The sequence below is a fragment of the Rossellomorea aquimaris genome (genome assembly GCF_001877785.1).
Lineage (GTDB): Bacteria > Bacillota > Bacilli > Bacillales > Bacillaceae_B > Rossellomorea > Rossellomorea aquimaris_A.
The window spans coordinates 415,898-430,654 of record NZ_MINN01000085.1; the positions used below are offsets into that span (position 1 = coordinate 415,898).

General features: G+C 43.6%; 14 protein-coding genes. 10 read left to right on the forward strand and 4 right to left on the reverse strand.

The features are described from left to right. Positions 1 to 15 precede the first annotated feature (15 nt). Together odhB and BHE18_RS23775 are read left to right on the forward strand one after the other, a co-directional pair. Positions 16 to 1,266 carry a 2-oxoglutarate dehydrogenase complex dihydrolipoyllysine-residue succinyltransferase gene (gene odhB / locus BHE18_RS12085; protein WP_071618805.1) on the forward strand — a complete coding sequence of 417 codons (1,251 nt, stop codon included), beginning with the start codon at positions 16 to 18 and terminating at the stop codon, positions 1,264 to 1,266. A gap of 158 nt (positions 1,267 to 1,424) precedes the next feature. Continuing rightward, a complete protein-coding gene (locus tag BHE18_RS23775; protein WP_268876315.1) occupies positions 1,425 to 1,550 on the forward strand; it encodes a hypothetical protein in 126 nt (41 codons plus the stop codon). Positions 1,551 to 1,645: 95 nt separating this feature from the next. Here BHE18_RS23775 and sda read toward each other — a convergent pair whose 3' ends face one another. Next, positions 1,646 to 1,780, reverse strand: a complete 135-nt coding sequence (sda, locus tag BHE18_RS12090) for a sporulation histidine kinase inhibitor Sda (protein ID WP_071618806.1) — start codon at positions 1,778 to 1,780, stop codon at positions 1,646 to 1,648. A 290-nt stretch (positions 1,781 to 2,070) separates the two neighbouring features. On the opposite strand from sda, the gene BHE18_RS12095 reads away from it, so the two are divergent. From BHE18_RS12095 to BHE18_RS12105, 3 genes are all read left to right on the forward strand, one after another. Beyond that, positions 2,071 to 3,705 (forward strand): AMP-binding protein, encoded by a 1,635-nt coding sequence (locus tag BHE18_RS12095; RefSeq protein WP_071618893.1) that lies wholly within the window; start codon positions 2,071 to 2,073, stop codon positions 3,703 to 3,705. A gap of 562 nt (positions 3,706 to 4,267) precedes the next feature. Continuing rightward, positions 4,268 to 5,155 (forward strand): gamma-glutamylcyclotransferase, encoded by an 888-nt coding sequence (locus tag BHE18_RS12100; RefSeq protein ID WP_071618807.1) that lies wholly within the window; start codon positions 4,268 to 4,270, stop codon positions 5,153 to 5,155. A gap of 89 nt (positions 5,156 to 5,244) precedes the next feature. Further along, positions 5,245 to 5,877: a DedA family protein gene (locus BHE18_RS12105; protein ID WP_071618808.1), complete on the forward strand. Its 633-nt coding sequence runs from the start codon at positions 5,245 to 5,247 to the stop codon at positions 5,875 to 5,877. Between the two features lie 29 nt (positions 5,878 to 5,906). Here BHE18_RS12105 and BHE18_RS12110 read toward each other — a convergent pair whose 3' ends face one another. Further along, positions 5,907 to 6,242, reverse strand: a complete 336-nt coding sequence (locus BHE18_RS12110; protein WP_141771864.1) for a hypothetical protein — start codon at positions 6,240 to 6,242, stop codon at positions 5,907 to 5,909. 172 nt (positions 6,243 to 6,414) lie between these two features. Here BHE18_RS12110 and BHE18_RS12115 point away from each other — a divergent pair, with 172 nt between their 5' ends. From BHE18_RS12115 to BHE18_RS12130, 4 genes are all read left to right on the forward strand, one after another. Further along, a complete protein-coding gene (locus tag BHE18_RS12115) occupies positions 6,415 to 6,621 on the forward strand; it encodes a DUF6501 family protein (RefSeq protein WP_032088101.1) in 207 nt (68 codons plus the stop codon). 66 nt (positions 6,622 to 6,687) lie between these two features. Continuing rightward, positions 6,688 to 7,599 (forward strand): GNAT family N-acetyltransferase, encoded by a 912-nt coding sequence (locus BHE18_RS12120; protein WP_071618810.1) that lies wholly within the window; start codon positions 6,688 to 6,690, stop codon positions 7,597 to 7,599. 366 nt (positions 7,600 to 7,965) lie between these two features. Further along, entirely contained in the window at positions 7,966 to 8,856 is an 891-nt protein-coding gene (locus BHE18_RS12125) for an ATP-binding protein (RefSeq protein WP_440480390.1), read from the forward strand. Between the two features lie 10 nt (positions 8,857 to 8,866). After that, complete coding sequence (locus tag BHE18_RS12130) at positions 8,867 to 10,789, forward strand: nitric oxide reductase activation protein NorD (RefSeq protein WP_071618812.1); 1,923 nt, start codon at positions 8,867 to 8,869, stop codon at positions 10,787 to 10,789. Positions 10,790 to 11,495: 706 nt separating this feature from the next. On the opposite strand, the gene BHE18_RS12135 is transcribed toward BHE18_RS12130, so the two are convergent. Continuing rightward, positions 11,496 to 12,632 carry a toxic anion resistance protein gene (locus tag BHE18_RS12135; RefSeq protein WP_071618813.1) on the reverse strand — a complete coding sequence of 379 codons (1,137 nt, stop codon included), beginning with the start codon at positions 12,630 to 12,632 and terminating at the stop codon, positions 11,496 to 11,498. A 14-nt stretch (positions 12,633 to 12,646) separates the two neighbouring features. Beyond that, positions 12,647 to 13,276: a 5-bromo-4-chloroindolyl phosphate hydrolysis family protein gene (locus tag BHE18_RS12140; protein WP_071618814.1), complete on the reverse strand. Its 630-nt coding sequence runs from the start codon at positions 13,274 to 13,276 to the stop codon at positions 12,647 to 12,649. A 246-nt stretch (positions 13,277 to 13,522) separates the two neighbouring features. On the opposite strand from BHE18_RS12140, the gene BHE18_RS12145 reads away from it, so the two are divergent. Further along, positions 13,523 to 14,686 carry a D-alanyl-D-alanine carboxypeptidase family protein gene (locus BHE18_RS12145; protein WP_071618815.1) on the forward strand — a complete coding sequence of 388 codons (1,164 nt, stop codon included), beginning with the start codon at positions 13,523 to 13,525 and terminating at the stop codon, positions 14,684 to 14,686. Positions 14,687 to 14,757 lie beyond the last annotated feature (71 nt).

Sequence of the window (14,757 nt, forward strand, 5' to 3'; positions counted from 1 at the left end):
GAGGAGGACATCACAGTGGCAGAAATCAAAGTTCCAGAATTGGCAGAATCAATTACAGAAGGTACGATTGCTCAATGGTTGAAGCAGCCTGGCGATTATGTTGAAAAAGGCGAGTACATCGTAGAATTAGAGACAGATAAAGTAAATGTAGAAGTGATTTCTGAAGAAGCGGGTACCATTCAAGAACTTAAAGCCGATGAAGGTGACACTGTAGAGGTTGGTCAGGTCATCGCGATTGTGGGAGCAGGCGGGGAAGCTCCGGCACCTGCAGACAGCAAAGAAAAAGAGGAACCTAAGCAGGAAAAAGCTGAGGAAAAAGCTGAGGAGAAAGCTCCTAAAGAAGAAGCTCCTGCATCAAAAGACGATAAAAAGAATCGTCCGATCGCTTCTCCTGCAGCCCGTAAGCTTGCTCGTGAAAAAGGAATCGACCTTTCTCAAGTACCTACAGACCCGCTTGGAAGAGTGAGAAAGCAAGATATCGAAGCTTATGAGAACAAGCCGGCATCCGCACCTGCGAAGCCTGCTCAGGAAGCAAAGAAAGCTCCTGCGAAGAAAGATGACGGAAAGCCGGTCGTTCGTGAAAAAATGTCCCGCAGAAGACAAACCATTGCGAAGCGTCTTGTAGAAGTACAACAGACAGCAGCAATGCTGACCACTTTCAATGAAATTGACATGTCTGCCGTCATGGAATTGAGAAAGCGCAAAAAAGACAAATTCTTTGAAGATCACGATGTTCGTCTTGGATTCATGAGTTTCTTCACAAAAGCTGTAACAGCCGCACTGAAAAAATATCCTTACGTCAATGCAGAAATTGACGGTGATGAAATCGTCCTTAAGAAATATTATGATGTAGGTGTAGCTGTTTCAACGGATGATGGTCTTGTCGTGCCGGTTGTAAGAGATTGCGACCGCAAGAACTTTGCAGAAATTGAAGGCGAAATCATGGAGCTTGCGACAAAAGCAAGAAATAACAAGCTTGCACTGTCCGACCTTCAAGGCGGATCCTTCACCATCACCAATGGGGGAGTATTCGGTTCATTATTATCCACACCAATCTTAAACGGACCACAGGTAGGTATCCTGGGAATGCATACAATACAGCTCCGACCTGTAGCAATCGACAAAGAAAACATGGAGAACCGCCCAATGATGTACATCGCACTTTCCTATGATCACCGGATCATTGACGGGAAAGAAGCGGTAGGGTTCCTGGCAACAATCAAGAACCTTCTTGAAAATCCTGAAGATTTACTGCTGGAAGGATAATCGTTTTACCTTATTGAATATAGATGAATGTGTTTGCCGGTACACTATATGTGTACCGGCTCTTTTTTTTTCTGACAGGCCTCACTGATTTTTACCTTCTGCATAAAATATAGAAATAAGAAAATATTTTTCCTGAGGCAAAAAAGGGGGATGGAGCCGTGAAGGACCGGCATGCAAAGAGACTGATATACTATGCGTATGTCTTGAATAAAATGGGCATACTCGATTACAGCCAAATGCAGCAGCTTGAGAAGCATTATTCGAAAAAGCGGAGTATCACGTAGTGAATGAAAAAGACAGACTCCTTAAGGGAGTCTGTCAACCAACAATTCTCAGGGGGTGAGAATCTTTTGTTTTTATTTTATCTTGTTTACGATTGTCATGATTTCCTAAAAGGCTTCAACCCTCGAATGCGGATCTCTTTTCTTAATAACTGAATCCAATCTTGATCATTCCCTTGCTTCTCAGCATCTCGATAAGCTGCCACTAACTGTTCATTACTTAAGATTTTCATGACCAACCTCCTAGGAATGTTTAAAATATAGAATTTTCTATATTTTCTCTATATTTTACATAGAAACGGCCTATTTGAAAAGAGTTTTTATTAAATTCCTTCAAAAGTAGCATTTTAAGAGATTATGTTGAAATTGGTTTATTTATTTGGTTATTTGTCTAAAGAAATAGTTTGGCCGATTTTTAGATTATATTAGTTTGAAAATTTAAATTTTTGTGATAATATACACGCATATAATATTTTTTAATGTAAGCGATACCATTCAAAGGGGGATATTTGAATTGACGGACATTCTGGAGACCACCATTGGGGAACTGCTTGAAGAAAAAGCACGGATACAGCCGAACAAAGATGCAGTGGTTTATGCTGACAGGGGTTTGAGATGGACTTATAAAGAATTGAACGAGAAATGCAGACAGGCAGCAAGGGGCTTCATGAAGCTTGGCATCGAAAAAGGTGAACATGTTGCCATTTGGGCTTCAAATACACCTGAATGGATTTTAAGCCAGTTTTCCACAGGTAAGATGGGGGCGGTGCTGGTAACCGTCAATACCAATTACCGCACAGCTGAACTCGAATACTTATTAAGGCAGTCTGACAGCACGACCATCATCTTGATGGAAGAATACCGGGGAGCCTCATATATCAATATGCTTTATGAGATCTGTCCTGAACTAAAAGACTCTGAACCTGGCAAATTACATAGTGAAAAACTGCCGAAATTAAAAAATGTCATTGTGATGGGAGATAAGAATTTCCCAGGCACGTTCAAGTGGGATGAAATCATGGCACTGGGAAGTGAAGTGGATGATGAGTCGCTGGATAAAAGGATGGGGAGCCTGTCGCCCCGGGAAGTCATCAATATGCAATATACCTCGGGCACGACCGGTTTTCCGAAAGGGGTCATGCTGACTCACTCGAATATTGTCAATAACGCTTATAATGTAGCCGGCTGTATGAGATTGACCGATGAAGATCGCTTGTGCATACCAGTCCCATTCTTTCACTGTTTCGGCTGCGTGATGGGGACGCTTGCTTGTGTGACCGTCGGTGCTGCCATGATACCCGTGCAGGAATTTAATCCATCTGGAGTACTGCAGGTCGTGCAAGATGAAAAGTGTACGGCATTGCATGGGGTTCCCACTATGTTCATCGGGGAATTGAACCTGCCTGATTTCGATCAATATGACCTCGGAAGTCTGAGGACAGGGATCATGGCAGGAAGCAACTGTCCTATAGAAGTAATGAAAGATGTCATGAATAAAATGGGTGCCGAGGAGATCACCATCGCTTATGGTCAAACTGAATCCTCGCCTGTCATCACCCAGACCCGCACCCATGATCCCCTCGAATTGAAGGTGGAAACAGTCGGCAGGGCCCTTCCCAACGTGGAAGTGAAAATTGTGGAGCCGGGAACCGACCTTGAAGTACCTACAGGGAAACAGGGGGAGCTCTGTACCAGGGGATATCACGTGATGAAAGGCTATTATAAAAACGAAGAAGCGACCAAAGCGGCCATCGATGATGATAATTGGCTGCACACCGGAGACCTCGCCGTGATGGATGAGTATGGCTATTGCAGGATCACCGGAAGACTTAAGGATATGATCATTAGAGGCGGTGAAAATATCTACCCGCGTGAAATTGAGGAGTTTTTGTACTCGCATCCGAAAATACTCGATGTTCAGGTAATCGGAATCCCGGATGAAACGTTCGGTGAAGAAGTAATGGCTTGGATCATTCTAAAAGAAGGGCATTCCGCAACCGGCGATGAGATCAGAGATTACTGCAGCGGAAAAATTTCACGCCACAAGATTCCAAGATTCATTGAATTTACAGATTCCTACCCGATGACCGCATCAGGAAAGATCCAAAAATTCAAACTCAAAGAACAAGCCCAACAAGCAATCACTCCCAAGGGATAAATGAATATTAAAGTGCATTCTTGAAGACATTGGGAAATAGAATGCTAGGCGAAAAAAATCCAAACTATAATTTTGAATCTTAGGGTTCAAATTAGTTTGGATTTTTTTGTCCTGATTATGTCTTGCAGCTTGATATAGCGATTGATTTGAGGGCAAGATGTACTAAGGGAAGTCTCTACAAATAGTTAAATGATTTATTTGAGTAGTTATCCAAATTCAAAACCGATTCCAGCGATTGATTGGAGTGCAGGACGAAGACTCCTATCAGAAAAGCGGGAGGGCTTTGAAGAGAGGCGTGTGGCATAAGAGAAATTGGCTTAGAAGGCGCTCTTTTCCTTCCTGGCCGGTTCGACTTATGACATGGGCCACAAAGCCCAGAAACTGCAGTTAGTCCCCGTGTATAAGACGAGGAGGCTCACGGGCTACCCGCGGAAAGCGAAGTCTTGCACGGAAATCAAAAGCGTATTCAAAGCCAGAACTATAGCAGAAACCATTTCACTGAAAAATCAAACAGAATTTGATAAAATGAATCTATTCATTACAGATAAAGGGGAGAGACAGCTTGAACGTTTTCGTTTACGGAACATTAAGAAGGCACGAGGAAAATCATTCACTTCTAAAAGATGCACCATTACAATATGAACAAGCCTGGACCCAAGGCAAATTATATGACACCGGTAAGGGATACCCTGCTCTTAAAGAAGGGGAAGGGACCGTTTATGGCGAAATATATAAGATAAATGAAGAGCTCCTCGCGAAACTCGACGAGATCGAGGACTATATAGAAGGCAGGGAGGACAACCTGTACAACCGGCAGCTGCAGCAAGTGAATACGGACCGCGGGCCGGTGGAAGCATTTGTTTACTACGGACTTGAAGGAAAACTATTTCAAACAGAAATTTCCTCAGGGGATTGGAAGGTTCACCGATTCATTCAGGAAAAGCCAGAAAGGATATTGTATTTTGCGTATGGATCCTGTATGGACGACGACCGTTTCAAGCTTGCAAAAGTGGATCATCACTTTCAAAAATGCATGGGAGCGGGCTCCCTGGATGGCTACTCCATGAAGTATCTTTTCAAAGTGGATGACGGCGGACGCGGAGATATCATAGAAGATGGCGGAAAGATGGAGGGAGTCGTCTATGATATTCCACAAGAGGCGGTAGAGTATCTATTTACAAGAGAAGGAGTGGCTCCCGGCTGGTACAGGGCGGCTTTCGTGGATGTAGTGATAGGCGGAGAGGTTTATCAAGATGTTCTCACATTTATCGTGAAAACGAAATTTGATGAAGTACGCCCCCCTGAACACTATGCGAGGGAAATTCTAAGAGGGAGCCTTCCCCATGTAAGTGCAGCCTATCATTCAAAGCTGCAGCAGCAGCTCATTGATTTGGGTATGGTTGAAGAACAGGTCAGGAATTTGTTGAAAGACCCCGAAACTTCTGAATGATTCACACAGAATCATCGTTCTCTGGAGCATCTATTGTCCATATTTTAAACATGTAAAATGCAGTACATTCTTGGATGGAAACGAGGTGCATGATGGAAACCTTACTTGAGCTGGTGGACCAATACGGTTATATCGCAATGTTTCTATTCAGCTGGATCGTATTCCTTGGGTTACCTGTACCGAACGAAATAGCAGCTGCCTTTGCGGGATATCTTTCAGAGTGGAGACATTTCGATCCCTACACCTCGTTTTTATTCATGTACAGCGGATTATTGAGCTATGGGATATTCGGATACTTTGCAGGTGACCGCTTTGGTACAAGACTGATGATCCGGAAGTTCAAAAACGGCAAGATGCAGTTCCTCATGGAAAAGGGTGAGAATTGGATCGAGAGATATGGATCATTCGCTATTTCCATTAGTTATTTCATCCCCGGGGTCCGCCTTGTGATGCCTTATATCGCGGGCACAGCGAAAGGCATCACGCTTATAAAATTCATCGTATTTGCCGCCCCTTCTGCTTTTGTGTGGGCCCTTGTTTACTTCCAGATTGGCAGGTATTTTCCGAAGAGTTTTCGCCGGATCGTGGAAGAAGTCAGTTTGAAAGCAGGCATTATAGCTGGAGTCCTTGTTTCATGTATCCTGCTTTACGTGCTGCTTAAATTTCTAAAGAAAAAGTATCCTTCATTCCTCAGGAAAAGAATCAGGTATCGAAATAAATGAACCGATTTAACGATATCCGTTAAATCGGTTTAACTGTGCGGGGATGAATCATCAACAATTGTGAAATAATCTCCAAAAACCCCGATTGCCTTTATGGTGAATCTATCGCCGTTTTGATCCTCGTAAATTTTGCCTACTGTATTAAACAGTAAGTATCCTCTCTTGATCGTAGAGCCAGTCTCAATCAAGGTGTAAACCGAATTTTCATCGGCCTTTCTCTTACACGATACCTTCTCTTTACAATCGATCTGATATTCCTCTTCAAGCCAGGTATAAAACTGTTCTTCTGACGGCCTGTGGGTAGTCATATACCAGGCGAGAAAAAGCAGGGCGATAAAAAGAATCTGCTGCATTGCTTTTTTCATTGAATGACGCCTTTCGAGTTGGATTCTCCTATAATATACCATGTCCTGCTGCTTCCTTACAGGGGGATAGGGGATAAATCTGAAATAGAGAATGGATTCTGCAAAAAGTTTGCTGTTGAACAAATCTTTGGGGAAGAATATACTGAATACAAAAGCATTTAGGAGGATTCTAATGATACATCATACATGGACAGAAAATAGTGCAGTGAAAAAAGTGAAATGTGTACATACCGATGCCAAGAAATACACAGTGGCGAATGTGCTGGAAATCGGCAAAGAATACGAAGTGAAAAATGAATCTGAAGATTATTATTTTGTAATCGATGAAAGCGGCAAAATGGGCGGCTTCTACAAAGAGTACTTCGAAGAAATAAAATAATATTTTCGTAAAGCTGATTTCTTCAAACGGACGGGAATCAGCTTTTTACTTTCTGGGGGGATTGTAATGAGAGAGCATACATACACAGTCAGGCCTGCAAGGCTTGAAGATCTGCCATCAATCTTTCAGTTATTTTTGGAGTATGAAGAGAAGGTGTACGGAGAGAGGCAGACAAGCGAATTTGAAGTAAGGGAAATCCTGACGACCATTGATGAAAACGACCGTAAAGCCCTTTGGAAAGACGGGAAGCTGACCGGATTCTCACTTTTGACCGTAAAAGACCACCGTCTGCCGTCTCTTCTGATGGTTTCCCCTGAAGAACAGATGGGTGACATGATGAATGAACTGCTGAAGGAGCTTGTTCATTCAGCTGTCAGTAAAAAAGAGAACGAGAGAGATGAAAGAGTCATCGTTTTATCTGCCAATCTTGAAACCGAAAGTGAAACTCTAGAAGAATACGGCTTCACTCCTGTCAGGCACTGGTTCCAAATGAAAATGGACTTATCGGATTACAACGGGATATTGCATTATAAAGAGGATGGTCCGGTGTTATCGACTTTCAGTTTGGATGAAACCATACTATTGCATGAGTTATTTGAAGATGTTTTCTCCGATCATTTCGATTACCACCCAACGAGCCTTGAAGATTTCAAGAAAAGATTTCAAAGGGAATCATTTGATCCAAGCCTCTGGTTTTTATTGAAAAAAGAAGCTGATCCGATCGGCTTTATTATGTGTACAGTCAATGATGAGCCGGGGTTGGGTGAAATAACCCATTTAGGTGTGCGGAAAGATTGCAGGAACAAAGGGTACGCAACGATCCTTCTGCATCATGCATTCACTATCCTGAAGGAAAGGGGGATGACCTCTGCAGCGCTGTCCGTAGACAGTGAATCCCTGACAGATGCGAATATCGTTTATCAAAAGGCAGGGATGCACACTCATCGAAGTTTCACCCGCATGGACCTTAAGGTATAGACTTTTTAAACATCCGTCAAGGATGTTTTTTATTGTCCAGCTGCGGCGGCTAGAGGCTCGAGGTCATAAGTCAAGAACCCCAAAAAGGCAAAAAGCGCCTTTTCGGGGTTCTCGTCTTATGCTTGTCGTCTCTGGGCGAGCCGCCTCCGCTTTTCGAATGTCCAGCTGCGGCGGCCAGGAGCTCGAGGTCATAAGCTAAACTTACCAAAAAGGCAAAGAGCGCCTTTCCGGTAAGTTCATCTTATGCTTGTCGCTCCTGAACGAGCCGCCTCCGCTTTTGATTATGCCCAGCAGTCCAATGATATTCTTTTTTTGCAGTGAAAGCGCTATTACATGTATGATGTGTCTAGTAGACCATTTGAAAGGATGTCATGGATGAATCACGAAACTGTATTGCCGCAATCGGTGATCGAAATTATAAATGAAAGAAAAAATCTATTTAACAGCACAGAGTATGGATTCCTGATCGGTGAGGGAGGATACTCCTCGAGTGAGGGCCATATCATTGAAGACAGCATCATCTCTTTATCAATGGGGAAGAACTTGCTCCTGAAAGGCCCGACAGGTTCAGGAAAGACCAAGTTGTCTGATACCCTTTCTTCTATATTCTCGCAGCCGATGCACAGCATCAACTGCTCAGTGGACCTGGATGCAGAAGCATTGCTCGGATATAAGACAATTTCTGAAAAGAACGGGAAAAACTCAATTGAATTCATTGAAGGACCTGTGATCCAGGCGATGAAGAAAGGTCATCTCTTATATATAGATGAGATTAATATGGCCAAGCCTGAAACCCTTCCTATATTGAACGGGGTACTTGATTACCGGAGAAGCATTACGAATCCATTCACAGGAGAAGTGATAAAAGCAGCTCCTGAGTTCGGTGTCATCGCAGCGATCAATGAGGGGTATGTAGGGACAGTTCCATTGAATGAAGCGCTGAAAAACAGATTTGTCGTTGTGGATGTCCCTTATATTGAAGGAGACGTTCTGAAGGATGTCATTAAAAGTCAAAGCCAGTTGAAAAATGAGAAGCTGATTCATACATTCGTCGAGCTGTCGTCTGATTTATTGGTTCAGGTGAAAAACGGTCAAGTTTCCGAGGAGGCTGCTTCCATCCGTGCCTTACTTGATGCATGCGATCTTGCCGTGTACTTGCCGGCAAAGCGCGCCATTCAGCGCGGTATCATTGATAAGCTGGAAGATGAGAGGGAGAAAGCGGCTATAAAAAATATAGCGGAAACCTTGTTTGAGTGAGGGATCGATAATGGAAAGGTTCATACAATTCAACGATGAAACCATTGATTCATTTCTATTTATGGAAATGGCGGATTTAGCCAAGACACTTTCAAGGAACGGGGATATGGAACTGAAATACGCCCCGTATTCTTATGTGGATTATAAGCAGCAAATCGTCTATGTCAGCCATTTCTGGGATCATCGGAAAAGGATGGATGAAGTCAACGGCTTAAAAAGCGATGTGTACCTGCGAACTGTCGGCAGCCTGACAGAAACTGATTACGAAGCAGTTGGGAACTATATCCGAAAAATCAAAAAGACTTCCATTCCCAAGTTTGCGAAGCAGTTGTTTGTCATGGGGGAGGATTTGCGCCTCGAGGAAATCTGTAAATCCAAAAGACCGGGGACAAAGCAGGCATTTGAGACAAGAAGAGAGTTATACCGGCAGTATTTTCAGGCACAATTAAAAGTGAATTTGACCAAAAGTGTGTTCACTGACTCATTGTTCAATGCTTTATTTTTATTATTGAATGCCAAGTCTCCATTGGAGGAAGCACCCGCAATAAATGAGGAGATCGACTTGGCCATGCCGTATCTGCAGTCAGCAATCACAAGATTTTACGAAACGAATTCGACTTCCGATGTAGCCGGTATCTGCCTTCAGGTCATTGATGTGGTCGAGGAGATTGTGAGAAAAGATATGCTCAATGAATATTTTCACCTCCCGGAAGATGCACATGAACAAAATGATATTCCTGTCGACAACTTTGAAGACATGAAACGAAAGGATCCACTGGCGAACCATGATGTCCTTGAGGAAGAAAGCACTGGTGACGAAGAAGTGATCGATGAAGAATTCCGCACCTGGCACAGAGAAACAGAAGACAAAGGTGAATCCTTTTTACAGTTCGATCTGGATCAGGGCTCGCAGTCAGACCTCATGGGTGAAGGCGTCCGGGAAGGCGACGATGGCGACCAGGCCCTGGCGATGGTGCAGGGATCGGCTCAAGAGACCGAAAGAGAACAATATCAGAATGTAAAAGCAGCAGAGAAAGAACATGAAGAAATGAAGGGCGGAGGGGAAAATAAGTATGGCAGGGATAATCGATATGCCCTTCCTTACTTCCTTTACCCGGACATACCGACAGCCGAAGACCAGAGTGTTTACGGTAATTATAAATCAGCCATTGCTCCCTTACAGAAAAAACTGAAAAAAATGATTGAAAAGACGCTGGAGCATAAACGGATCCAGCCTCGGTCTGATTTGCACTTCGGACGCTTGAACAAGAAGCTGCTCCGCTTTCTGACAGATGATAATCCGAGACTGTTCTATAAAAAGCAGAATCCATCATCTGAAATTGATGCAGTCTTTTCCCTCCTTGTCGATTGTTCGGGTTCAATGTTCGATAAAATGGATCAAACGAAGCTGGGAATCACTTTATTCCATGAATCTTTGAAGTCTGTTCGTGTACCTCACGAAGTGGTCGGGTTCTGGGAAGATACCAATCGGGCAACAAAGACACATCAGCCTAATTATCTGAAACCTGTATTGGAATACACTTCTTCTTTAAAGCCATCCTCAGGAGCGGAAATCATGCAGCTCGAGCCTGAAGAAGACAACAGGGACGGGTTTGCCATCCGATTGATGACCGAGCGGATTTTAAGAAGGAACGAGAAACAGAAATTCCTCCTAGTCTTCTCTGACGGCGAACCTGCAGCGATGGAATATGATCAAAACGGGATCGTCGATACGCATGAAGCAGTGTTGGATGCAAGGAAGCAGGGAATCGAAGTCATCAATGTGTTCCTATCGAATGGACCGATTGATGAAGGACAGCGGAATACCATCCAGAACATCTACGGCAATTACAGCATCCTTGTTTCAGATATCGAGGAACTGCCGGATGTGTTATTCCCGCTGCTGCGTAAATTGTTGTATAAAAGCATCTGACTTGATGCAGACGCTGAGAAATATCTTATATCTAATTGAAAAAAACCGAACTAATTTGACTTTTGGCAAGCAAATTAGTTCGGTTTATTTTAGTAAGGTACCATCATAATTTTCATTTTCTAACGTTTGATTGGAGTGCAAGACTTCGCTTTCTGCGGGCAGCCCGTGATCCTGCGTCCTCTTCTAAGGGCGAACTGTCTGGATTCAGGATTCGTTACGTTGTCAGAAAATGGAGAGGGACGGACTTCTTGTGATGAGGTCCGTCCCTCTTTTTTGGCAGTGGGGGACTGTTCCTGGTTTCCTCTTCTTCTTTTTTTGAGAATAAAGGGTACCATCCTTCAAGCTGGGGCTGGTATCGGATTAAAAAGAAGGATAAGAGCGGTCACCAGTCATCCAAATTCCTGCAGAAGGAAAAATACGAGCCACTTTCAGGATTTACGAGCCATTTTTAAGAAATACGAGCCACTTTCAAGATTTACAATCCACTTTTTAAAAATACGAGCCACTTCACCCGTTTTTCAAGCAACTTGTCGAATAATCTTTAGGCAGCTGCCGCACACCTGGTGTGTAGAAGCTATTATTCGATGACAGGGGTTTAAATGCTCAATAGCGAATTGTCTTCTGCCCTTGCAGAAAAGCAGTACGATGCGATTACCGATGAGATTGCGGTTAGTGAAGAAAAATAAGAGGCGCCCGCGGGCGCCTCTTATTTTTTGATTTCCATCAGCTTTTGTTTTAACTCCTGTTCCATTACAGCCATATCCTGTTCTGCCTGGAGACGCTTCTGGCGTCCTTCTGCCTGGATGGTTAATGTCTCTTCGATTGTGGCGATTAAATTTTCCTGGGTTTTCTTGAGGGTTTCCACATCGATGATGCCCCGTTCATTTTCTCTTGCGGTTTCGATACTGTTTGTTTTCAGCATTTCCGAGTTCTTCAGCAGAAGATCATTGGTCGTCTGGGAAACCTGCTTCTGGGCCGTCACCGCTTTTTGTTGATTTAAGAGGGTGAGGGCAATCGCGATCTGGTTTTTCCACAACGGGATCGCTGTAAGGATAGACGCCTGGATCTTTTCCGCCAGTGCCTGATTGGTATTCTGGATCAACCGTATTTGCGGAGCGGATTGAATCGTCATCTGCCTGCTCAGTTTAAGGTCGTGGATCCGCTTGTCGAGGCGGTCCAGGAATTGCATCGTATCGTTCACTTCCTGGAAAATCAATTCGTCACCTGATTCCTCTGCCTTTCTTCTGAGTGAAGGAAGGAGGGTGTGCTGAATCTCATCCCGCTTGATTTCCGCTGCGGCGATGTAAATATTCAGTGCCTGAAAGTAATCCTTATTCTTATCATAGAGTGTTTCGAGCAGCCTGTTGTCATCAAGCAAGGTTTTCTGAGAATGTTCCAGTCTTACAGAGATGCGGTCGATCTGGGATCCGATCTTTTGATATTTAGAGAGTACTTCCTGTATTGAAGAAGATACTTTCCTGAACAATTTTTTGAAGATCCCTTTTTGCTTCGAATTCAGTTCATCGGGATTCATCTGCTCCAATTTTTTCATCAGGTCGCTCAATACATCCCCGATCGGCCCGATATCCCTCTTCTGCACATGCTCAAGCATTGAATGGGAGAAGCTCGACAGCTGGTTTTGTGCAGCGGTTCCGTATTTCAGGATCGCCTCGTAGTCCTTGTAATCGATCTGCTCGGCAAGTTGTCTGGCCTTGGCCTGCTGTTCTTTCGGCAGACGGTCCAATAATGCAGGCGCAGTTTCGGTTTTTCTATCCTGATCATCAGAGAAGGGATTGGAAAGGAGCTGATCCAGCTCGTTAAGCTCTTGACGTTGTTCCATCATAAAACCTCCATCATCTATTTTAAATCTTTATTTTGTGTAAGATGTTTGTTAGCGAAAGTCAATTCCATTTTCAAGTGATCCATATCATCTGCCACCACCATCTGCAGATCCTTCTCCAATGATTCAATCAGTTCATCCAGGGTGGAGCGGGTCTGCTGGAGGGAAAGGAAAGTATCCTGGCTTTTGCCCGGCTGTGAAGCAAGGAATGTATATTTCTCTGTCAGTTCCACAACGGAATCCAGATGATAGTAGAAAAATGATTCAGCCGAGTAATAACGCTTGGGATCCTTTGAGACCAATTGGAAGATCTTCCGTGTCAGCCGGTTGATCTCCAGGATCTGCTTGAAAGCGCCAAGCGACCGCACCTTAAGCTGCTGTTTCTGAAGCCGTTTGACTTTTTCTTTCGCTTCTTTTAAATTCTTGCCGATGTACCGATATTCCTTTCTGCTCAACCCTTTTTTATTCAGCCATACGCTCCGCTGAATTTCCTTTATCGTAAAAAAGGATGCGATACCGGTCGCGGCCCCTGCAAGCAGCGTGAGCGGGAAGCCGATATCAAACGCCAGTAAATACACGACAAAACTGGTACTTCCGATTGTAATGGAGACAACACTTCTCAAGAGAAAGTGCAAAAAAGTATTCATTTCATCTACCCCTTAATAGAATGCTTACCTTTTATACGTTGAAGTGACTGAAAAAGTTTCATGCAGTTACTAATATTGTACCAGAAGTAGGGGGGACGGGCATACTTCCCAAAAGGACTGAAGCAATTATTTTGTAAGGAATTGACATCATTCTTTCAATTATATAACAAATGAACGATTTGTGATTAAAGTATCATTTTTTTGATAAAATGGTTTAGTAGATTGACGGGACAGGTGTGTGAAGATATGAAGAAAACGTTATTGCTGATGACCATCATGCTATTCTGGGTATTTTCGACTATGGCATCGGCACAAACTAATACAGCAAAAAAGCCTGATACTCTTTTTAGTAAATCGGCTGTATTGATAGATTCAGAAACGGGAAGCGTTCTTTATTCCAAGGGTGCCCATAAGAAAATGAACCCTGCCAGTATTACGAAGATCGCTACAGCTATATATGCGCTTGAAAACAGCAGCCTTGAAGAAACAGTCACTGTCAGTGAACGGGCAGCCGGGACGGAAGGATCCACTGTCTATCTGCTTCCGGGAGAGAGGATATCCATGGAGCAGCTGCTGCAGGGGTTGATGGTCAACTCGGGGAATGATGCTGCCGTCGCGATCGCGGAGCATACTGAGGGATCTGTTGAGGGATTTACAGATAAACTGAATCGTTTCCTGAAGGATGAAGTCGGGGTTAAGGATACGCACTTCGAGAATCCCCATGGTCTTTATGATAAGAATCATTATACGACCGCCTACGATATGGCCAAGATCACAAGCTATGCAATGAAAAACGAGACGTTCAGGGATATCTTTGATATCGATACTCTGGAATGGTCCACTGAAAGCTGGAAGACCACCCTTTACAACCACCATAAAATGGTCAAGGGAGAAATGCCTTATCCCGAAGTGACAGGCGGGAAGAACGGATTTGTACCTGAAGCCAATCATACCCTGGTGACTTCTGCCGAAAATGATGGTGTATCGGTTGTCGCCGTAACGATGGATGCACAGAGTAAAAGGGCCATATATGCGGATACACGCTCACTTCTTGATTACGGATTGAATCATTTTACGAGGACGTTTGTATCAAAGGACAGTGACTTTCAAACAGAAAACGGCTCCTACAAATTGCAATCAGACTTCTATTATACAAAGCCGTTCAACCAATCGGTGAATGAAGTGGTCGACACGAACGGCACGTTGACCATATTTAACGAAGACAATGAAGAGATTGCTTCCACCAAGCTGCATGCTGTTAACCGCTCCGATAAAAAACAGCAGGTGCTGGCATCGAATCATCACAGTGAATGGGAGTATTCATCCTTTTTTTATCCTTTATTCCTTTATATGATCATCCTTGTGATAGCAGGTATTTCAATGATGAGATTACGGGAACGGGAATATTAGAAGTCTCAGGTATTGAAAAAAAGAAAAAGGCTGGGACCAAAGTAAAACCCGAACCGGTTTGCATTATAAAA